This window comes from Planotetraspora thailandica, from assembly GCF_016863335.1.
In the GTDB taxonomy this organism is placed as follows: Bacteria; Actinomycetota; Actinomycetes; order Streptosporangiales; family Streptosporangiaceae; genus Planotetraspora; species Planotetraspora thailandica.
The window spans coordinates 104,470-124,163 of sequence record NZ_BOOR01000043.1 but is presented as its reverse complement, the minus strand read 5'-3'; the positions used below and the strand labels follow the sequence as shown (position 1 = coordinate 124,163).

Below are 19,694 nucleotides of genomic sequence, written 5' to 3'. Positions count from 1 at the left end.
GAAAGCTTCGTGAACCGGACTTGAACGCCAGGGGTGGAAACGCAAGAGCCCGTCCCCTCGGTGAGGGGACGGGCTCTCGTCTTCGTAGCGGGGACAGGATTTGAACCTGCGACCTCTGGGTTATGAGCCCAGCGAGCTACCGAGCTGCTCCACCCCGCGTCGGTATGTAAGAACCTTACCCGCTACCGGGGACCCACCGCAAATCAATATCGGAAACGCAGAAGGCCCGGGTTCCCATCGGGAATCCGGGCCTTCGATCTGAGTAGCGGGGACAGGATTTGAACCTGCGACCTCTGGGTTATGAGCCCAGCGAGCTACCGAGCTGCTCCACCCCGCGTCGGCGTGTCTGAACACTATCCTGCGCGGAGTGGATCGGCAAATCAGCCGCCCGGCGGGCTCGCGCTCGGGCTGGGCGTCGCAGCCGGCGGGGTGGCGCTCGGCGACGCCGACGGCTGCGGGGTGGCCGGAGCGCTGGGCTGCTTGGTCTGCGCCTCGTTCAGGGCGTTCAGCGCCTGCTTCAGCTGGTCCTGCGCCTTGCCGTACGCCGCCCAGTCCGGCGGGTTTGCCGACAGGGCCGCCTGGGCGTCGTCGTAGGCCTTCTGCGCCTGATCGATGAGCCCCGCCAACTGGGGCACGTTCGCCGGGGTCTGCGGCGCCGACGGATTCGCCGGGGCCGCGGGCACCTCCTGGTCGCCGAAGACCTGGGCGAGGGCGTCCTTCAGCGTGTCGGCCGAACCCACCTTGTCGCCGAACATCACCAGCACGCGTCTGAGGATCGGGTACGGCTCCTGCCCCGCTCCCGCCGCGGTCTGGACGTATACCGGCTCGACGTAGACCAGGCCACCCGCGAACGGCAAAGTGAGCAGGTTGCCGTACAGGATCTGCGCCTTGCCGAGGCCGAGGACGTTGAGCTCGCCGGAGAACCGGTTCGTGAAGGTGTTCTGCACCTGTCCGGGACCGGCGATCGTCGTGCTCGCGGGCATCCGCAGGATCTCCAGCTGGCCGTAGCCGCCGCCCGGTGTGGCGTTCACCGCCATGAACGCCGCCAGGTTCGGGCCCTGACGCGGCACGAACGTGGTGGTCAGCGAGAACGACGACTGGCTGCCGGGCATCTTGACCGACAGGTAGTACGGCGGCTGCTTGATGTTCTTCTCGCCGGACGACGGGTCGTCGGGGACGTTCCAGAAGTCCTGGCCGCTGTAGAAGGACCGCGCGTCGGTGATGTGGTAGCGGGACAGGACGTCACGCTGCACCTTGAACAGGTCCTCCGGGTAGCGCAGGTGCTCCTTGAGCTCCGGGCTCATCGCCGACTGCGGCTGGATGATCCCGGGGAACGCCTTCTCCCACGACTTCAGCACGGGGTCCTGCGAGTCCCACTCGTAGAGCTTCACGGTGCCGTCGTAGGCGTCCACCGTAGCCTTGACGGAGTTGCGGATGTAGTTGATCTGGTCGCGCGGCTGCGGCGCGATCGCCCGCGGATCCGTCGCCGTGTCCCTGACCATGGCGGAGTAGCTCTTGCTCTCCGAGTACGGAAACTCGTTCGCCGTCGTGTAGGCGTCGATGATCCACACGACCCTGCCGTCGACCACCGCCGGGTACGGATCGGAGTCGAGGTTGAGGAACGGCGCCACCTTCGCGACCCTCTGGGCCGGATCCCGGTCGTACAGAATGCGGGACCGGGAGTTGATGTCGCCGGACAGCAGCAGGTTCTTCTCGCCGTACTTGACGGCGTAGAGCAGCCGGTTGAAGAAGGACCCGACGGGCACGCCGCCCGTGCCGGTGTAGGCGTTGTTGGTCTGGCCGGTGCCGCCGCTGGTCGGGTAGTCCAGCTCCTGCGGATTGCTGGCCGATCCGCCGACGATCACGTAGTCGCTGCCGCCCTCCCCGAAGTAGATGCGGGGCTCCTTCAGGCCGGTCTGCGTCACGAGCGAGCCGTCGACGGGCATGTCCTTGGAGTCGAAGGCCGGCAGTCCCTCGGAGTCGACCTCGTTGCCCGGGGCCGCGACGAATCCGTAGCCGTGGGTGTAGACGAGGTGCCGGTTGATCCAGTTGTCCTGCTCGGGCGGCGGCCCGGTGAGCTCGCGCACCGCCACGACGTGGTCGCGCACGTTGCCGTCCGCGTCCTTGTAGCGGTCCACGTCCAGCGGGTCGGCGAAGTCGTAGAAGCCGCGGATGCGCTGCTTCTGCTGGAAGGTCTTGGCGACCAGCGCCGGGTCGAGGAGACGCACGCCCGACACGGTGTCGTCGGTCGCCGCCTGTCCCTGCTGGGGACTGCCCTGCGCCTGGTAGGGAACGATCTTGGCGTCGTCGACGCCGTACGCCTTGCGGGTCTCGTCGATGTTCCGTTTGATGTACGGCTCTTCCTTGCCCTGCTGGTTGGGCTTGACCTGGAACTGCTCGACCAGGGCCGGGTAAACCGTGCCGATGAGGATCGCCGACAGCACCATGAGCCCGAACGCGACGCCGGGCCACATCCCGCCCGGCCGGATCACGCCCAGGAAGAAGATCAGTGCGCAGATCAGCGCGATGCCCGCCAGGATGCCCTTGGCGGGGAGCACGGCGTTGACGTCGGTGTAGGACGCTCCGTACACGAAGCCGCGGTCGGAGAACACCAGCTGGTAGCGGTCGAGCCAGTACGCGGCCGCCTTGAGCAGGAGGAAGACGCCGAGCAGCACCGACAGGTGACTGCGGGCGGCCCGTGTGGCGCGCACCCCGCCGGGCGACTGGATGCGGAACCCGCCGTAGAGGTAGTGCACGATCGCCGCCGCGACGATCGACAAGACGATGGCCGTGAAGAGGAAGTTCAGCACCATCCGCAGGAACGGGAAGGTGAACATGAAAAACGACACGTCGAGGTGGAACTGCGGATCCTTCTGCCCGAACGACGAGGAGTTCGCGAACAGCATCCACGTCTTCCACTGCCCGGCGATCGACGAGCCGGTGAACAGCGCGAGCACGCCCATTCCGACGGCGAAGACCAGGCGCCGGTGGGGGTCGAGCGCCATCCGGTAGCGGTCGGCGCCCTGCGGCGTGCCGAACATCCCCGGCCCGAACATCGGGCGCGTCCGGTGGGCGACCACCATGTTGCCGCCCACGATGCCCACCATGAGCACGGCGCCCACAACGAACAGCAGGATCTGGGTGAGCAACATCGTCGAGAAGACCGACGAGAAGTTCACGGAATCGAACCACAGGAAATCTGTGTAGATCCCATCGAATATCAGAAGTAACACCACGATGGCCGCGAGGGCGATCGTGACGGGAATGAGAAGTCTCGGCCGTCGGGGCAAGCGCATCGCCCGTCCGGCTCCGGGGCTCCGGAAACTCAACGCCATCCCCTTGTCTCAAAGAGCAACGGTCCGTGCATGGAAACCTACACCGCGATACGTGAGGTTGCGTGATCCAGAAGTCGGGGGTTTCTCCAGGCTAGCTGGCGGGGCACGCGGGTAGGTCCTTGGAACCCGCCCGCAGGGCGTCGAGCGCCTTGATCGCGTCGTCGAGGGTCGTGACCTTCACCAGCCGGAGGCCCTTGGGCACGGCCTTCACCGCGTCCTCACAGTTGGCGCCCGGCGTGAGGAAGACCGTGGCTCCGGCCCTCCTGGCGCCCACCATCTTCTGCTCGATTCCGCCGATGGGGCCGACGTCGCCCTGCGGGTCGATCGTGCCCGTGCCCGCCACCGAGACACCGCCGGTGAGCGATCCCGGGGTCAGCTTGTCGTAGATGCCGAGCGAGAACATCATGCCGGCGCTCGGGCCGCCCACGTCGCCCACGCTGATGTCGACCTTGAAGGGGAACTTGTAGGTCGTCTGCATCCGGACCCCGACCATGGTCCTGCCGTCCTGCGACTTGCCCGCGTTGATCGTCACCTGCGTCGGCGCGCCGTTCCTCTGCACGCTGAACGTGACGGGCTCGCCCGGCTTGTGCTTCTGCACACCGGCCGCCACGGCGTCGAGCGTGGTCACCTTCGTGCCGTCGACGGCGGTGATCTCGTCGCCCGCCTTGAGCTTGCCCTCCGCGGGGGTGCCCTTGTCGGTCTCGGCCACCGAGATCGACTCCTGGATGGGGATCTTCAGGGCGTTGAGCGCCGCGGCAGTGGCCGACTGCTGGGAGTCGGTCATCTCCTGGGTGTTCTGCTCCTCGACCTGCTGGATCGACGAGGTCCTCGGGAAGATCGCCTCCTCGGGCACCACCGCGATCGTCGAGTCGACCCATCCGCGCAACGCGGTGAGCAGGTCGAGCCGGTTGTCGGGGCCGCCCTGATAGGCGACGGTCACGAGGCTGAGCTTTCCGTCGGCGGGGTAGATCTGGTGACCCGAGATGCTGATGACCGGCTTGCCCTGGACGTCGCCGATCGTGTTCTCCGTGGGCCCGGGGCTCAACGCGACGTACGGCACGGGTAGCAGCGCAGCGCACAACGCGAGCAGGAGCGTCAGGGAACCCGCCACCATCAAGGCCACAGCGCGTCGGGACATGGACGAACTCTATGCGCTCACCGGAGCGCTACTCACAGGCGCCGACCCACTCCGCGTCTCCGTCGGCGAACACCTGATGCTTCCAGATCGGGACCTCGCTCTTGAGATCGTCGATCAGGCGTCTGCTGGCCTCGAACGCCTCCCCGCGGTGCGGGCAGGCCACGGCCACGATCACCGCGGTGTCACCCAGGCTCAGGTCTCCGACCCGGTGGACGGCGGCCAGCGCCGTCACGGGGTAGTCGGCGGCGACCTTCTCGGCCACTCGCCTCAGCGCGTCCTCCGCCGTCGGGTGAGCCGAATACGACAAGGACGTGACCGCCCGGCCGTGGTCCTGCTCACGCACGGTCCCCACGAAGATCACCGTGCCGCCGGCCGCATGGTCGCCGACCGCGCCCAGCACCTCGTCGACGGACAACGGCGTGTCACGAATGCCCAGCAATCGGATGACGTCCACCCCAGAAGATTAATACGCCGATCCGAGATCCCAGGGCTGCGCCCGTGTCCCATGGGAAGAGGCGGAAGATCAGGCGCGAGATCAGGCGTGATCATGCAGAAGTTCGGGCATCCGCCCGCTGACCTGCCCTCACCTCAACCGTGATCATGCAGAACTTCGGGTACGGCGACGCCCACCTGGGCTTATGCCGATCGTGATCATGCAGAACTTCGGATACGGCAGCGCCGACCTGGCAAAACACAATTCGTGATCATGCACCCCCGGGCACTGCATGATCACGAAATGAATCGATGCAGGTCGGACCCACCTTTACCGAAGTACTGCATGATCACGATGGGCTTTTCCGCAGGCCGGCCGTACATTCTCCGAACTTCTGCATGATCACGCGCAGAGGGGGGGCTGCTGATCACGCGCAGGGGGGTCGGCCTAGCTGCACGCACTTCTTCCGGCTACACGCAGTTCTTCCGGCTACACGCGCTTCTTTCGGCGGGCGGCGCGGACGATGGCGGCGGTGCCGATGACGGCCACCGTGGCGCCTGCCGCAGTGATCGTGGCCTCCTTGCCGGACAGGCGGCGGCCCACGACCGCATGACGTCCTTCGCGCAGCTCAAGCAGCTCCTGCAACGCCGCGTCGTTGGCCCAGATCGGCTTCCAGCCCGCCTCGCGCAGCGCGGCGCAGTCGACCACCCAGGGATAGACGACGTAGTGCAGGTCGGTCGCCGGGGCGGGGGTGATCCCCAGCCGGTGCAGGCGTTCGGCGGTGCCGAAGGTGAGCCCTGCGGGCAGTTCGAAGCGGCGCAGGCCGGAGAGCTCCTCCACCTGGTCGGTCTCCAGCCAGCCGTCGGAGCCGACGGCCACCACGCCGCCGACCTGGCCGAGCGCGGCGAGTTCGAGCGCGGACACCAGGTCGTCGACGTGGCAGAACTGCCAGCGCGGCAGACTGCCCTTGACGACGAGCAGCCGGGGGGCCTCGAAGTGGCGGGTGACGACGGTGTCGATGCCCTGCCCGACGAGGGCGGCAGGCCGCATGACGGTCACCTCGAGCCCGGGGTGTGAGCGCAGCGAGCGCCGAACCAGCGCCTCGATCTCCAGGTAGTCCCCCACGATCCCGGTGTCGGGTTCGGCCGCCACGGGAGAGTCCTCGGGCAGGGGAACGGGGTTGTCGGCGGCCGCGCCGTACACCATGGCGCTGGTGACGAGGACCACACGGCGGACGCGGGCCGCGGCGCAGGCGGTGAGCACCGTCTGGGCGGCCCTGACGTTGTAGCGGCGGCGTTCCGAGGCGTCGGTGTCGAGGGAGATGTCGGTGCCCAGATGGACCAGGACGTCCACGTCGGAGATCCGGTTCGCCAAGAGCGGATCGCGGATGTCGAGCACCCTCCAGGTGACGTCGGGGACGTCTCCGCGTTGGTCGTCGATGGCCACCACTCGGCGGAAATCCGCAGACGAGGCCACTTTCGCGAGGAACGCCCTGCCTATACCGGAGGCCGCGCCGGTGACGGCGACGACGGGCGGACGGAGGCGTTTCGAGGTAGGCACGAGGTCCTCACTTTGCACTGATCCGCCCCACGGCGGATAACGTGGCGGATGTGGACTACTCCATCCTGCACGAGGTGGCGCGGTGACTGACCTGCCAGGTCGCGAAAACGACCCCAACGAGAACCCGTTCGCCATGTTCGGCAGCCCGGAGCAGATCGCTGCTGCCATGCGGCAGTTCGCGGACATGCTGTCCGCCTCGCCGGACGCCGGACCGGTCAACTGGGACATGGCGAAGAACATCGCCAGGCACGTCGTGGCCGCTGAAGGCGACCCGAGCGTAATGGAAGGCGAGCGGCGCCAGATCGTCGACTCGCTCAATCTGGCCGATTTGTGGCTCAACGAGGTGACGACGCTGCCGAGCGGCGTGACGAATCCTCAGGCGTGGAGCCGGTCGGAGTGGATCGAGAAGACGACGCCGGTCTGGAAGCAGCTGTGTGACCCGGTGGCGGCCCGGATGGTCGAGACCATGGGCGGCACGCTGGGCGCCTCGGGCCTTCCGCCGGAGGCGCAGGCCATGGCGGGCCCGCTGATGGGCATGCTGAAGCAGATGGGCGGCATGATGGTCGGCCAGCAGATCGGCCAGGCCCTCGGCACGCTCGCCAAGGAGGTCGTCGGTTCGGCCGACATCGGCCTGCCCCTGTCGGACACGGCGGCACTGCTGCCCGGCGGGATCGCGTCGTTCAGCGCGGGCCTGGAGACGCCGTCCGAGGAGATCAGGCTCTATCTCGCCCTGCGGGAGGCGGCGCACCACCGGCTGTTCCACCACGTCCCGTGGTTGCGCGCGCACCTGTTCGGCGCGGTCGAGGAGTACGCCAGGGGGATCTCCGTGGACGTCTCCGCCCTGGAGGAGAAGCTTCAAGGACTCGATCTGAGCAACCCGGAGCGCATCCAGGAGATCCTCGGCGGCGGCGAGCTGCTCAAGCCGGAGGAGACGGAGCGGCAGAAGGCGGCGCTGGCCCGCCTGGAGACGGCGCTGGCCCTGGTCGAGGGCTGGGTGGCCACGGTGGTCGACGCGGCGGCGGACGGCAAGCTGCCGTCGGCCGTGGCCCTGGCCGAGACGGTACGGCGGCGCCGCGCGACCGGCGGGCCGGCGGAGCGCACGTTCGCGGCACTGGTCGGACTGGAGCTTCGCCCCAGGATGCTGCGCGAGGCGGCGGCCCTGTGGAAGGCCCTGGAGAACGAGCGGGGCATCGAGGGCAGGGACGCGGTGTGGAACCACCCCGACCTGCTGCCGACGGCCGCCGACCTGGACGATCCGGAGAGCTTCATCAAGGGCGAGTCCGAGTTCGACCTGTCCCTCCTTGAGGGCCCCGACGAGAAGCCGGACCAGGGCGCCGAAGGCGACGACGACTCCCGGTGAGCGGACCGGCGCCGGTGCGGACCGCCGGTAGGCTGCCGCGGTGAGCCTGCATCGCGACGCGCAAGCCGTACTGGAAGGGTGGACCGCCCCCTCAGCCGAGGAGGAGTCGCTGCGCGAGGAGTTCCTCGCGCACCTCCGTGCCCACGACAACGGGATGTGGCGGGAGTGCGTTCCGGGTCATCTGACCGCGACGACCGCCGTGATGTCGCATGACGGTTCGCAGGTTCTGCTGACCTTGCACCCCAAGGCAGGCATGTGGCTCCCCATGGGCGGCCACTGCGAAATCTCCGATACGTCGCTCGCGGAGGTCGCCCTGCGCGAGGCGACGGAGGAATCGGGGATCGCCGGTCTGGTCCTGCTGGACGGCCCGCTCGCGCTGGACAGGCACAAGGTCTGGTGCCATCCGCCGTACAGCTGGCATCTCGACGTCGAATACGGCGCGATCGCCCCGCCCGGCGCGGAGGCCGTCATCAGCGACGAGTCGCTCGACCTGCGCTGGTTTCCCGTGGAGGAGATCCCCGAGCTGAGCGACGAGGCGACCCGGCGGCTGGCACGCCGGGCAGGCGCCGCCCTGCTCGGCACCGCGTAACGGCGAACCACCGCTTGACGGCGAAGCGCCGCTAGATGATGTTTCACACACAATCCACAGATTCGGCTTGCACGCGGTTTCACCTTCGCTGGCTAGGGTCTGCTTCATGACAAAGGTGGACGTAGGAGGCATGATCGCGGCACCGGCCCGGCGCCGATGGCGGCCGCCGGCCGCGCTCGCGTGGATCGCGGTCACGCCCTTCCTGCTGTGGTCGCTCTGGCGGCTGTCAGGCGTCGACCGCCGCCCGGCCCTCGTCGAGCTCATGACGCTCACGCCGTACGTCGCGGCGGGGTCGCTCGGCGCGGTGCTGATCGCCCTGGCCACCCGCAACAAGGCCGCGATCGCGGTGTCCGCGGCGACGTCCGCCCTGATGGCGACCATAGTGGTCCCGCGCGTCCTCGCCTCCCCGGCCTCCACAGGCCCCGCCTTGAAGATCCTCACGAGCAACATGTATTTCGGGAACGGCGACGCCCAGACGATCGTCGACCTGGTGCGGAGGCTGAAGCCGGACATCCTCAGCACGCAGGAGCTCACCCCCGCCGCCGTCGAGGCACTGGACGCCGCCGGCATCGGCGAACTGCTGCCGTACACCCATCTACAGGCCGCGTTCGGCGCGTTCGGCAGCGGCATCTGGTCGCGCTACCCACTCACCCCGCAGCCGGACTTCGCACTGCCGGGCAGCCGCAACATGCCGCGCGCACGCGTCGCCGTCCCGGGTGCACCGCCTGTGGAGATCGTCGACGTGCACACCATCTCCCCCATGGGCCGCGACGTGTACGCGTGGGACGCCGACATGCGGTCGCTTCCCGCGCCGGCCTCCGACGTGATCAGGATCCTGGCGGGCGACTTCAACGCCAGTCTCGACCATTCTCCGCTGCGCAGTGTGCTGGCGGAGGGGTACGCCGACGCCGGCGACGCGAGCGGAACGGGCCTCAGCGCCACCTGGCCGTCCAACTGGCGCATCCCGCCGGTGATCACCATCGACCATGTGCTGTTCGACGAGCGGGCATCGGCGGTCACCACGCGCACCTACACGGTGCCCGGCACCGACCACCGGGCGTTGTTCGCCGAGCTCCGCCTCTGATCAGCTGAGCAGGGCGCGGGTGTTGTCCCAGCCTTCGAGGCCGGGGTCGAGCCTGGAGATGTCGGCGGGCTTTCTCAGGCGGTGCCAGCCAGGGCCGGTGGCGACCATGCGGCGCCCGGGGGCCTGACGGCGCAGCATGCCGACCACGTCGGGCTCGTCGAAATCGGGTGTCGCCCATTCGGCCAGCGGCAGGCGGGCGGCCACGGCGACCGCTCCCCCGCCCTCGGCCGGGCACACGGAGATCGGCGCCCGCCCGAGCTCCCGGAAGAGCTTGCCCACCAGGAGCGGCGGCAGGTCGGGCGCGTCGCCGCTGATCACCACGGCCTCCGACCCGTACGGCAGGGCCGCGAACGCCTCCGCCGGAGACGCGACGGCCAGCACGGGCGTGCCGGGCCACGCGATGGCCTCGAGGCCGGGCACACCGGCCGAGACGATCACCGGTTCGACCAGTTCCAGCCCGGCGACCATCTCGTAGGTGTCCTCGGCCATGGCGAGCAGGAACTCCTCCGGGTCGACGCCCGGCGGGGTCGCGTCCGCCATCCCAGGCGTGACCAGGACGGCGGCGATGCGGGTCACCACTCTTCCGAGGCTCCGCTGGACCCCATGGAGAACCCTTCAAGGAACCCTCTGGCGCGTTCCGCCCGAGGATAGCGCTCGACCAGCTCCCAGAAGCGCGGCCCGTGGCTGGGGACGAGCAGGTGCACGAGCTCATGCATGATCACGTAGTCGACGACCCAGGCGGGCATCCCCCGCAGCCGGGTCGACAACCGGATCGTCCCGTGATCGGGCGTGCATGATCCCCACCGGTGGCGCTGATTCTCGACCCACCTGACGCTGGTCGGCATGGCTTTGCCGTCCAGGTGGCGGGTGGCCAGCTCCGTGGCTCGGCCGAGCAGATCATCGTCGCTCGGCCGCCGCCGCTGCTCTTTGGCGTTCAGCCTCTCGAGCATGCGGCGTACCCATTGCTCCTCGTCGGTCGTGCTCAGACCTGCCGGAAGCAGCACGATGGTCTTGTCGCCATCGCGATATGCGGAAACGGTTCGCCGCCGACGTGTGCTCCGACGAACCTCGACTGTCTCGGGGGGCACATATGAAAGGTAGCCGACACGCGCGGATTTCCACAGGGGGGGAGTTACGTTCTCCCTGGTCAATCGAGCGAACGTGACCTTGCGAGCGTGAAAACTACGACCCCCTCGGAGTTCACCAGCCACAATCACCCCGGTAATTATCCACAAGCGCGAAGTTTCCGGCCTCACCCGGGGAGGCATATGGCAAGGTCTGGCGAATATGAGACCTCGCCTCAAACCCGGCCTGCGCCGCGTCGACCGTGACCGCGGCACCGTTCAGCTCGGTGTGCACCCGCAGCGGGCGATCCTGCTGTCCGGTGTGGAGCCCGCAGTGCGGCGACTGATCGACAGCCTCGACGGCACCCGCACGCTGCGGCAGGCGCTCGCCGAGAGCGATCTCGACGAGGCGTCGGCCCGCGAGGTGATCTCCCTGCTGGTGGAACGCGGCGTGCTCGACGACGCAGCCGTACGGCCGCGGCCGATCGCGCACCTGACCCGGGCCGAGCGGGAGCGGCTGCGCCCCGACATGGAGGTCGTCTCGCTAGGGGCGGCCGGGGTGGGAGACGGCGGAATGGCGGTCATGCGGCGGCGCGGGTCCGCCCACGTCCGCGTATACGGCGCGGGCCGGGTGGGCGCGCAGGTCGCCGTCCTGCTCGCCGCCGCGGGCGTCGGCCACCTGTGCGTCGTCGATTCCGGTACGGCACGGCACGAGGACGTGGTGCCCGGCGGGCTCGGCTGGTGCCATGTCGGGCAGGCCCGCGACGAGGGGGCGGTCGCAGCGGCACGCGAGATCGCGCCCAGCGTCAACGCCTGGCCGGGCCGGGCCGCCTCGCGCCTGAGCGATCACGGTGCACGTCCCGATCTCGTCGTGCTGGCGCCCGTGGGCCCGCTCGATCCGGTGCTCGTGCGCGAACTCGGCGAGGAGGAGATCCCGCATCTTCTCGCCACGGCCTTCGAGGGGTGCGGGGCGGTGGGGCCATTGGTGATCCCCGGCGTGACGGCCTGCCTGCGCTGCCTTGATCTGCGGCGGCGCGACCGCGACCCCTCGTGGCCGGCCCTCATGGCACGGCTCGGCGGTTATCCGGTGGGAGAAATCGCCTGCGACACCGTCGCGTCGTCACTGGTCGCGGCGCAGGCGGCGGCGCACGCGATCGCCTATCTGGAAGGGGCTGACGTGCAGGAGGGCGTGCTCGACATCCTGCCTGGAGGGCATCTGCGCCGGCGGGTCTGGGAACGTCATTCTGAATGTCAATGTGGTCGAAACGACCCAAATTCGCTAACAATGGTCGCGTGAGCGACCTTCCCCACCGTGCTGTGACCCGTTCGGCCAAGCTGGCCGCACTCCCGCTCGGGTTCGCCGGACGGACCGCCATAGGACTGGGCAGACGGCTCGGCGGAGCCTCCGCAGAGATCGTCGCCCGGGAGATACAGCAGCGCACGGCCGACCAGATCTTCAAGGTGCTCGGCGAGCTCAAGGGTGGGGCGATGAAACTCGGCCAGGCCCTGTCGATCTTCGAGGCGGCCCTGCCGCCGGAGCTGACCGAGCCGTACCGGGCGACCCTGACCAGATTGCAGGACGCCGCGCCTCCACTGCCCGCCGCGACCGTGCATCGTGTGCTCACCGAGCAACTCGGCGACGACTGGCGGGAGAACTTCCTGGAGTTCGACGACGAGCCCACGGCCGCCGCGTCGATCGGCCAGGTGCATCGGGCCGTGTGGCACGACGGGCGCACGGTCGCCGTGAAGGTCCAGTATCCGGGGGCGGGGAAGGCGCTGCTGTCCGACTTCACGCAGCTGTCCCGGCTCGCCAAGCTCTTCGGCGCGCTGCTGCCGGGCCTGGACATCAAGCCGCTGCTCAACGAGCTCAAGGAGCGGGTGGCCGAGGAACTCGACTACCTCAAAGAGGCCGAGGCCCAGCACGCGTTCGCCGAGGAGTTCAGGGACGATCCGGATTTCGTCGTGCCCGACGTGGTCGCGGCCAACGAGCAGATCCTGGTCACCGAATGGATGACCGGCACACCCCTGTCCAAGATCATCTCTGCGGGTTCGCAGGAGGATCGCGACCGGGCCGGCCTGCAACTGGTCAGGTTCCTGTTCTGTTCCCCCGCGCGTGTGGGGCTCCTGCACGCCGATCCGCACCCCGGCAACTTCCGGGTGATGGAGGACGGGCGCCTGGGCGTGCTCGACTTCGGAGCCGTCAACCGGCTGCCCGACGGCTATCCCGCCGCGTTCGGCGCCCTGACGCGCATCTTCAACCAGGGCGACATGGACTCGGTCGTGCGCGGCCTGCGCGAGGAGGGCTTCATCCGGCCGCACATCGAGGTGGACACCGACGCGCTCCGTGCGTTCCTCGCCCCCTACATCGAACCCACCCAGGTCGAGGAGTTCACCTTCACACGGGAGTGGCTGAGGCATCAGGCGCTGGCGGTCACCGACCTGCGCCCGAACAACGTCGTGCGCCAGCTCAACCTCCCGCCCTCCTACGTGTTGATCCACCGGGTGCACGCCGCGGGGATCGGCGTGTTGTGCCAGCTCGGTACCACCGCCCGCTTTCGCGACGAGGTGATCCGCTGGGTGCCCGGTTTCGCCGACGAGGACCCCGACCAGGGCCCCGCCCGCACCGTCGCCTGACCCGCCGCCGTTAAATACGCAAACAGGCCGCCCTTAACCAGCGGAAACAGGCCGCCCTTAATCAGGGCGCGCGGAAACAGGGCGAAGGCCCCCGCCCGGTCGGGCGAGGGCCCTCATGTGTCGTTCTCACACGCACGACAGTGCGTCTGCCTCACACGCGCGACAGCGCTTCGCTGAGCCGGCGGGAAGCACGCTCCATCCGCCGCTGCGCCTTACGTACGCTGTTGATCCGGCTGGCGAGCCGCTCCTCCTCCGCTTCCGCGTGGAGGGTTCGTATTCGCTCGTGAACCAGTTCTTGGGTGAGACACGACAGGGCGCTCGGAGAGATGTTCATTCCGGTGGTTCCTTTCGATGTTCTGCGTTGAATGTGGTTCTTGCCGTGCTCAGGCGGCGACGGGGGACTTCCGGGGACGTCCCCGGGGGCGCTTGCGGGGAACGACGACCCCCCGCAGGATGAGCTCGCCGCCCCAGACGCCCCACGGCTCCTCGCGCTCCAGCGCGCGGGCCAGGCAGGCCTTCTGGATCGGGCAGCCTCCGCAGAGCGCCTTGGCGAACTCGACGTCGTCGGGAGACTCGGCGAACCACAGGTCGGGCTCGGTACGGCAGGGGATTTCGGCTTCGATCAGGTCCATGACCGGGGCCGCCATCTGCGTCACCTTCTTTGGATTGGTTCGGTCTGGGTTGGTCCTCGTGGCGGGCGGAAACGTGGCCGGACAAACAAGAAGGCCGCGGATCCTGTGCGGATCCGCGGCCTGGAGAGTGGAGACCGGTCAGGTTGTGACCGGTTCTCTCCAGGCATATCGCGGACCCCGCACACCACCAGGGGTGTGGTCGGTCTGCTGGTCATTGCCCATCGGCCGATCCACGCGGATACGGCCATAGGCGGAGGCGCCGAGGCTGGCGAGGGCGGCGAGCGTGCCGCGGGCTGACGTGCCAGGCTTCTCGACTCCCGAAGCCAGGGCAGGGAGAGCCGATTCGCCCGTCAGTTTCGACTGCACGACAGCGGCGGCCAGGAACGCGCAAGCGAGCCACGCGACGCCAAAGAAGACGACGATGTTCTCCACGTGACTCACCTCCGTTCTCATACGATCAACCGGACGGACCGTCCAGCCGCTGGAGCGACGACCTCATGACTGATGAGATCAGTCATGACCCTAAACGCGAACCGCAGGGGCGGGCAACCTATTTTCTACCTGCGATTTTCACGGATTCATGACATCTTCGCTAACGCGGATCATGCACTCCTGAACCACGGACACCGCCAGGTCTCCTGAGGGCGTGAACATCTCCCCGCGGGCGAGCCCACGGGCCCCTCCGGACCACGGCGACTCCTGGGCGTACAGGAGCCAGTCGTCGACGCGGAAGGGGCGGTGGAACCACATGGCGTGGTCGAGGGAGGCCCCGCGCACGTTAGACGAGCCCCAGGCCAGGCCGTGGGCGAGCAGCACCGTGTCGACCAGCGTGAAGTCGGAGGCGTAGGCCGCCAGCACGACGTGCAGCAGGGGGTCGTCGGGCAGGTCGGCGTCGTAGCGGAACCACACCTGGTTCTTCGCGGTGATCAGGCTCGGGTCCTTCTGCGCCTCCCAGGTCAGCGCGTTGACGTACCGCGCGTCGACCGGGCGGGGCCGCGACAGCCAGTCGCGCCACATCGGCTCGTCGCCGACGACGGTGAGCATGCGCTCCTGGAAGGTCGGGAGCTCGTCGGGAGGCGGCACCTGCGGCATGGTCACCGCCTGGTGAGAGATCCCTTCCTCGTGGATGTGGAACGACACCGACATCGTGAAGATCGCTTTGCCGTGCTGGATCGCCACGACGCGCCGCGTCGTGAACGACCGGCCGTCGCGGACGCGCTCGACGTTGTAGACGATGGGGATCGCGGGGTCGCCGGGCCTGATGAAGTAGGCGTGCAGCGAGTGCACCATGCGGTCGGAGGCCACCGTACGGCCGGCCGCGACGAGCGCCTGGGCGGCCACCTGACCGCCGAAGACCCGCTGAATGCGCTCCTCGGGGCTGCGGCCCCGGAAAATGTCCAGCTCGATCTGCTCCAGGTCGAGCAGATCCAGCACCTCCTTGAGCGCCGAGTTCACGGGGCCTCCATCACATGGGGGAAATCATTACTCGTCGGTGACACTAGTGGTGGCACGGCAGAGGTCCAGAACCGCTTGGCCGTACCGCTCGAGTTTGACGCGCCCGATCCCGGCGATGGTGAGCAGGTCTTCCTCCGACGTCGGAACCCGCTCGGCGATCGCCTGGAGCGTCACGTCGGTGAACACGACGTAGGCGGGCACCTTCGCCTCCTTTGCCGCCGCCGTCCGCCAGGCCTTGAGGCTGTCCAGCAGGGCCTCGTCGTAGTCGGCCGGACAGGTCGCGCAGCGGCCCAGTTTCTGCTCGGCGGCGACGGTCAGGGTCTTGCCGCAGATGCGGCAGTGCAGGGGGGCGGCCGCCTTCTTGCCGCCTGCCGGGCGTTCCACCCGGGGTGCGCCCGTGGTGCGCGGCGAGAGCCCGTCGAGGAAGCGGGACGGCCTGCGGGAGCGGCGGCCTCCGGGCGAGCGGGCCAGCGCCCAGGACAGGTGCAGGTGCTCGCGGGCCCGGGTGATCCCGACGTAGAGCAGGCGGCGTTCCTCCTCCACCTGCTCCGGCGTCTCGGCGTAGATGATCGGCACCATGCCCTCGGTGAGGCCGACGAGGAAGACCGCGTCCCATTCCAGGCCCTTGGCGGCGTGCAGAGAGGCGAGCGTCACCCCCTCGACGGGCGGGGCGTGCTGCTCCAGCGCCCTTCTCTCCAGCTCGGCGACGAAGGCGGTCAGGTCGGCGCCTTCGGCGCCCATGTCCTCCGCCAGATCGGCGAGTGCCTTGAGCGACTCCCACTTCTCCCTGGCCTTACCGCCGCCGGGCGGTTCGGCGGTCAGCCCGATACCGGACAGGATGGCGTGCACTCCGGGGGCCAGCGGCTCCTCGTCGCCTCCCGACCGCGCCGCCCCGCGCAGCAGGACGACGGCCTGCCGCACCTCGGGACGCTCGAAGAACCGCTCCGCGCCGCGCAGCAGGTACGGCACGCCCGCCTCGGTGAACGCCTGCTCGTACGCCTCCGACTGGGCGTTGATCCGGAACAGCACCGCGATCTGGCGGGTGGGCACGCCGTCGGCCATGAGCTTCTTGATCGTCAGGGCGACTCCGAGCGCCTCGGCGGGCTCGTCGTCGTATTCGGTGAAGACGGGCTCGGGCCCGTCGGGCCGCTGCGCGACCAGTTCGAGCCGGTGGACCGACCGGGAGATGACCCGGTTGGCCAGCGAGACCACCTGCGGGGTCGATCGGTAGTCGCGGACCAGCCTGATCACGGTGGCCGACGGGTGCTCGACGGCGAAGTTGGTCAGGTAGTGCGGGGTCGCCCCGGTGAAGGAGTAGATCGTCTGGTTGGGGTCGCCGACGACGCACAGGTCGTCGCGCCCGCCGAGCCAGGTGTCGAGCAGCAGCTTCTGCAACGGGTTGACGTCCTGGAACTCGTCCACGACGAAGTAGCGGTACTGCTGGCGGATCTGCCCGGCGACCTCGCGGTGCTCCGCCATCACCGCCGCCGTCAGCTCGAGGATGGTCTCGAAGTCGATCAGGTTGCGCTCGCGGCGCAGGGTCTCGTAGCCCTCGTACAGCCGGGCGACCTCCTCGGGGGCGATCGGCGGCGTACGGCGGGCCTTCACGGCCGCTCCCGGATAGTCCTCGGGGGCGATCTGCGTGACCTTCGCCCACTCGATCTCGCTCGCGACGTCCCTCAGCTCGCCTCGGTCGGGGTTCCTCCGCATGCGGCGGCACGCCTCGATCAGCAGCGGCAGCTTCGACTCGATCACCTGGGGCGGTTCGCCGCCGATGACGCGGGGCCAGAAGTAGCTGAGCTGGCGCAGCGCCGCCGCGTGGAAGGTGCGGGCCTGCACGCCGGGGGCGCCGAGGAGGCGCAGACGCTGCCTGAGCTCCGCCGCGGCCCGAGTGGTGAAGGTCACCGCGAGCACGCCCTGCGGCTCGACGATCCCGCTCTGCACGGCGTAGGCGATGCGGTGCGTGATGGCCCGCGTCTTGCCCGTGCCCGCACCGGCGAGCACGCACACGGGGCCGCGCACCGCCTGCGCCACTTCACGCTGTTCGGGATCAAGGCCCTCGAGGACGTCCAAATGGGCTCCCAATATGCGTTGCGGACGGATGTACTGGCATCATCCTTCCAGCAGCCGGCCCGGCGTGTCCTGAGACCGGGGTCTGCGGCACGGTGCCGACGGGGAGGAATCAGCCCGTGAGGATAGCGGTGGGCGCGGCCATCGGTGCCGGAGCAGTGGCCCTCGCCCTTCTGTCGCTGATCCCCTCGGGCACCGGGACTTCGACCGGTTCGGGGCGGCGCCCCACCCCCTCGCCGTCCGCCTCGCAGGCGCACGCCCAGGCGCACCCCGCCTCGGTCACGCCGTCGAGCACGGACATCAAGCGCCGCACCGTCGCATACGGCAAGCACGTCCACCAGCGCATGGACATGTGGTGGCACACGAGCGGTGCCCCCCGGCCGGCGATCGTCGTCATCCACGGCGGCTGGTGGTCGGGCGGCGACAAGAAGACCATGACCACCATCTCCAGGAACTTCGCCCGCCTCGGGTACACGGTGGCCAACATCGACTACCGCCTCTCCGGCGAGGCGGCCTGGCCGGCCCAGCGCACCGACACGCTGTCGGCGATCTCCGAGATGCGCAAAATCGCCGCTCATTACAACACCGATCCCGGCAGATATGTGATCGTGGGGTTCTCCGCGGGCGGCCAGATCGCGGCGGCGGTCGCCACCTACGAGAACGGGCTGCCCGGGCTGCGGGGCGTCGTCGGCGTGTCACCGGTGATCTCGCCGCTCACCGCGTTCGCCGACGGTGACGCCGGCGGGACCAACGACCAGCGCAAGCTGCGCAGCACCGCGATCAAACTGGCCGGCGGCTGCGGGCCCACCGAGTGCCCCGGCACCTGGTCGAGCATGGAGGTGGCCGAGCACGTGTCGCCGAAGGACGCACCCATGTTCACCGTGCACTCCAAGGACGAGTTCGTCCCGCCGTACCAGAGCGAACTGCTCAAGCGGGCGCTTGAGAGCGTCGGCGTGCCGATGCGCATCATGGTCAAGCCGGGCACGGCGCACAGCGCGCCGCTGTATCGCGAGCCTGGTGTGGCGCAGGCGGTCTATTCGTGGATCGCGGCGAGGGTCACCGCGGACCGGTGACCGCTGTGCTTACGGAGAAGCCGGGAACATCACCGGGATTCGCCGTGTTTCCCATGATTGCTCGCGTTCGGGAATGATCCGCGCATGAAAGGACGACCATGTCGCTCACGGTCTACACAACCAGCTGGTGCGGCCCCTGTAAGCGGCTCAAGAGCCAGCTGACCCGAGAGGGGATCGCCTACAGCGAGATCGACATCGAGCGGCACCCGGACGCCGCCGAGTTCGTGATGAGCGTCAACAACGGCAACCAGGTCGTCCCGACGGTCGTGACCGACTGCCACACGATGACGAACCCGTCCGTCGCCGAGGTGAAGCGCCACCTCCAGGGAGCGTGCTGAGCGCGGGCTCCGCCGTCACCAGTCGCCGGGGATGGGCTCGCCGTACCACGTCTCGATGAGCCTGCGGGCGATGGAGACCTGGCCGGGCAGGCGCAGCGTGCCGGCCTCGACGTGGGCGTGGAGCTCGTCCCTCGAAAACCACCGGGCCTCGGCGATCTCGGCCGGGTCCCGGTGGATCTCGGTGGTGGTGGCGCGTGCGATGAAGCCGAGCATGAGGCTGCGGGGGAACGGCCACGGCTGGCTGCCCATGTAACGGGGCGCCGTAACAGCCACGCCCACCTCTTCCATGACCTCCCTCATCACGGCGTGCTCCAGCGACTCCCCCGGCTCGACGAACCCCGCGAGCACGGACATGCGGCCCTTCGGCCACTCCGGCCCCCGGCCGAGCAGCACACGGTCGTCGTCGTCGTGAATGAGCATGATCACCGCCGGGTCGACCCGGGGGAAGTGCTGGCTCCCGTCCTTCGGGCAGGTCCGCATGTGACCCGAGGCCGTGATCGTCGTACGGCTCCCGCAGCGCGGGCAGAACTCGTGCGTCGCGTGCCAGGCCTCCAGGGCGACCGCGTAGACGAGCAGCCCGGCGTCGCGGTCGTCGAGCAGGGCGCCCACCTGCCTCAGCCCTGCGGCCTCGCCTTCGGGGAGGGGAGCCTGGACCGCGTAATACGCCACGCCGTCGAGGTCCACCCCGAGCAGATAGCGCGGGCCCGATGGGGCCTCCAGCGGCGAATAGAGAGCGACGGCCGCGCCGTCGGTGAACCTGCGGATGACGGTCTGGCCGCCGTCGATCACCAGCACCCGGGTCTTCTCGGCCGCCCACGACCGGGCCAGCCATTCCTCGTCGCCCCGGAGCGCCGCGGACCGGTCGACGGTGTTTCGCGCGAGCAGCAAAGGACCGAGCAGACCTTCCGAGATTTCCACGGCGTCATCCT

At 69.0% G+C, this 19,694-nt stretch carries 19 protein-coding genes and 2 tRNA genes; 7 read left to right on the top strand and 14 right to left on the bottom strand.

The window, feature by feature from the left end; all coding sequences use genetic code 11:
- Positions 1 to 85: 85 nt before the first annotated feature.
- From Pth03_RS26870 to Pth03_RS26845, 6 genes are all read right to left on the bottom strand, one after another.
- Positions 86 to 159, bottom strand: a tRNA-Met gene (locus tag Pth03_RS26870).
- 104 nt (positions 160 to 263) lie between these two features.
- A tRNA-Met gene (locus Pth03_RS26865) sits at positions 264 to 337 on the bottom strand.
- Between the two features lie 43 nt (positions 338 to 380).
- The gene (locus Pth03_RS26860) at positions 381 to 3,296 is read right to left on the bottom strand and encodes a UPF0182 family membrane protein (RefSeq protein ID WP_239119393.1); all 2,916 of its coding nucleotides are present in this window, start codon (positions 3,294 to 3,296) and stop codon (positions 381 to 383) included.
- 130 nt (positions 3,297 to 3,426) lie between these two features.
- Positions 3,427 to 4,473 (bottom strand): YlbL family protein, encoded by a 1,047-nt coding sequence (locus Pth03_RS26855; RefSeq protein ID WP_203947165.1) that lies wholly within the window; start codon positions 4,471 to 4,473, stop codon positions 3,427 to 3,429.
- 28 nt (positions 4,474 to 4,501) lie between these two features.
- Positions 4,502 to 4,927, bottom strand: coding sequence for a molybdenum cofactor biosynthesis protein MoaE (locus Pth03_RS26850; protein ID WP_203947164.1), 426 nt, complete (start codon positions 4,925 to 4,927; stop codon positions 4,502 to 4,504).
- A 468-nt stretch (positions 4,928 to 5,395) separates the two neighbouring features.
- Positions 5,396 to 6,466, bottom strand: coding sequence for an NAD-dependent epimerase/dehydratase family protein (locus tag Pth03_RS26845; protein WP_239119392.1), 1,071 nt, complete (start codon positions 6,464 to 6,466; stop codon positions 5,396 to 5,398).
- 82 nt (positions 6,467 to 6,548) lie between these two features.
- On the opposite strand from Pth03_RS26845, the gene Pth03_RS26840 reads away from it, so the two are divergent.
- The 3 genes from Pth03_RS26840 (at position 6,549) to Pth03_RS26830 (ending at position 9,499) form a co-directional block, all read left to right on the top strand.
- The gene (locus Pth03_RS26840) at positions 6,549 to 7,826 is read left to right on the top strand and encodes a zinc-dependent metalloprotease (RefSeq protein ID WP_239119391.1); all 1,278 of its coding nucleotides are present in this window, start codon (positions 6,549 to 6,551) and stop codon (positions 7,824 to 7,826) included.
- Positions 7,827 to 7,866: 40 nt separating this feature from the next.
- Positions 7,867 to 8,415, top strand: a complete 549-nt coding sequence (locus Pth03_RS26835) for an NUDIX hydrolase (protein WP_203947162.1) — start codon at positions 7,867 to 7,869, stop codon at positions 8,413 to 8,415.
- 106 nt (positions 8,416 to 8,521) lie between these two features.
- Positions 8,522 to 9,499 (top strand): endonuclease/exonuclease/phosphatase family protein, encoded by a 978-nt coding sequence (locus Pth03_RS26830; RefSeq protein ID WP_203947161.1) that lies wholly within the window; start codon positions 8,522 to 8,524, stop codon positions 9,497 to 9,499.
- Here the strand turns inward: Pth03_RS26830 and Pth03_RS26825 are convergent, their stop codons facing one another.
- Together Pth03_RS26825 and Pth03_RS26820 are read right to left on the bottom strand one after the other, a co-directional pair.
- Positions 9,500 to 10,078 (bottom strand): glycosyltransferase family protein, encoded by a 579-nt coding sequence (locus Pth03_RS26825; protein ID WP_239119390.1) that lies wholly within the window; start codon positions 10,076 to 10,078, stop codon positions 9,500 to 9,502. It lies immediately after the preceding gene.
- On the bottom strand, positions 10,072 to 10,587 hold the full coding sequence (locus Pth03_RS26820; protein WP_203947160.1) for a M48 metallopeptidase family protein: 516 nt from the start codon (positions 10,585 to 10,587) through the stop codon (positions 10,072 to 10,074). The genes Pth03_RS26825 and Pth03_RS26820 overlap by 7 nt, the downstream gene beginning before the upstream one ends.
- Positions 10,588 to 10,786: 199 nt before the next feature.
- On the opposite strand from Pth03_RS26820, the gene Pth03_RS26815 reads away from it, so the two are divergent.
- Both Pth03_RS26815 and Pth03_RS26810 read left to right on the top strand, forming a co-directional pair.
- Positions 10,787 to 11,860 carry a ThiF family adenylyltransferase gene (locus Pth03_RS26815; RefSeq protein WP_203947159.1) on the top strand — a complete coding sequence of 358 codons (1,074 nt, stop codon included), beginning with the start codon at positions 10,787 to 10,789 and terminating at the stop codon, positions 11,858 to 11,860.
- Entirely contained in the window at positions 11,857 to 13,197 is a 1,341-nt protein-coding gene (locus tag Pth03_RS26810) for an ABC1 kinase family protein (protein ID WP_203947158.1), read from the top strand. The genes Pth03_RS26815 and Pth03_RS26810 overlap by 4 nt, the downstream gene beginning before the upstream one ends.
- 151 nt (positions 13,198 to 13,348) lie before the next feature.
- Here the strand turns inward: Pth03_RS26810 and Pth03_RS26805 are convergent, their stop codons facing one another.
- The 5 genes from Pth03_RS26805 to Pth03_RS26785 form a co-directional block, all read right to left on the bottom strand.
- Positions 13,349 to 13,531 (bottom strand): hypothetical protein, encoded by a 183-nt coding sequence (locus tag Pth03_RS26805; protein WP_203947196.1) that lies wholly within the window; start codon positions 13,529 to 13,531, stop codon positions 13,349 to 13,351.
- A gap of 49 nt (positions 13,532 to 13,580) precedes the next feature.
- Entirely contained in the window at positions 13,581 to 13,844 is a 264-nt protein-coding gene (locus Pth03_RS26800) for a WhiB family transcriptional regulator (protein WP_203947157.1), read from the bottom strand.
- A 123-nt stretch (positions 13,845 to 13,967) separates the two neighbouring features.
- Complete coding sequence (locus Pth03_RS26795) at positions 13,968 to 14,261, bottom strand: hypothetical protein (RefSeq protein ID WP_203947156.1); 294 nt, start codon at positions 14,259 to 14,261, stop codon at positions 13,968 to 13,970.
- Positions 14,262 to 14,399: 138 nt separating this feature from the next.
- A complete protein-coding gene (gene tesB, locus Pth03_RS26790) occupies positions 14,400 to 15,284 on the bottom strand; it encodes an acyl-CoA thioesterase II (protein ID WP_203947155.1) in 885 nt (294 codons plus the stop codon).
- A 27-nt stretch (positions 15,285 to 15,311) separates the two neighbouring features.
- Positions 15,312 to 17,357 carry an ATP-dependent DNA helicase UvrD2 gene (locus Pth03_RS26785; RefSeq protein WP_239119389.1) on the bottom strand — a complete coding sequence of 682 codons (2,046 nt, stop codon included), beginning with the start codon at positions 17,355 to 17,357 and terminating at the stop codon, positions 15,312 to 15,314.
- Between the two features lie 116 nt (positions 17,358 to 17,473).
- Here Pth03_RS26785 and Pth03_RS26780 point away from each other — a divergent pair, with 116 nt between their 5' ends.
- Positions 17,474 to 18,427 carry an alpha/beta hydrolase gene (locus Pth03_RS26780; RefSeq protein WP_239119388.1) on the top strand — a complete coding sequence of 318 codons (954 nt, stop codon included), beginning with the start codon at positions 17,474 to 17,476 and terminating at the stop codon, positions 18,425 to 18,427.
- Positions 18,428 to 18,525: 98 nt separating this feature from the next.
- Positions 18,526 to 18,765, top strand: coding sequence for a mycoredoxin (locus Pth03_RS26775; protein WP_203947154.1), 240 nt, complete (start codon positions 18,526 to 18,528; stop codon positions 18,763 to 18,765).
- Between the two features lie 15 nt (positions 18,766 to 18,780).
- Here the strand turns inward: Pth03_RS26775 and nudC are convergent, their stop codons facing one another.
- Complete coding sequence (gene nudC, locus Pth03_RS26770) at positions 18,781 to 19,683, bottom strand: NAD(+) diphosphatase (RefSeq protein WP_203947153.1); 903 nt, start codon at positions 19,681 to 19,683, stop codon at positions 18,781 to 18,783.
- Positions 19,684 to 19,694 lie beyond the last annotated feature (11 nt).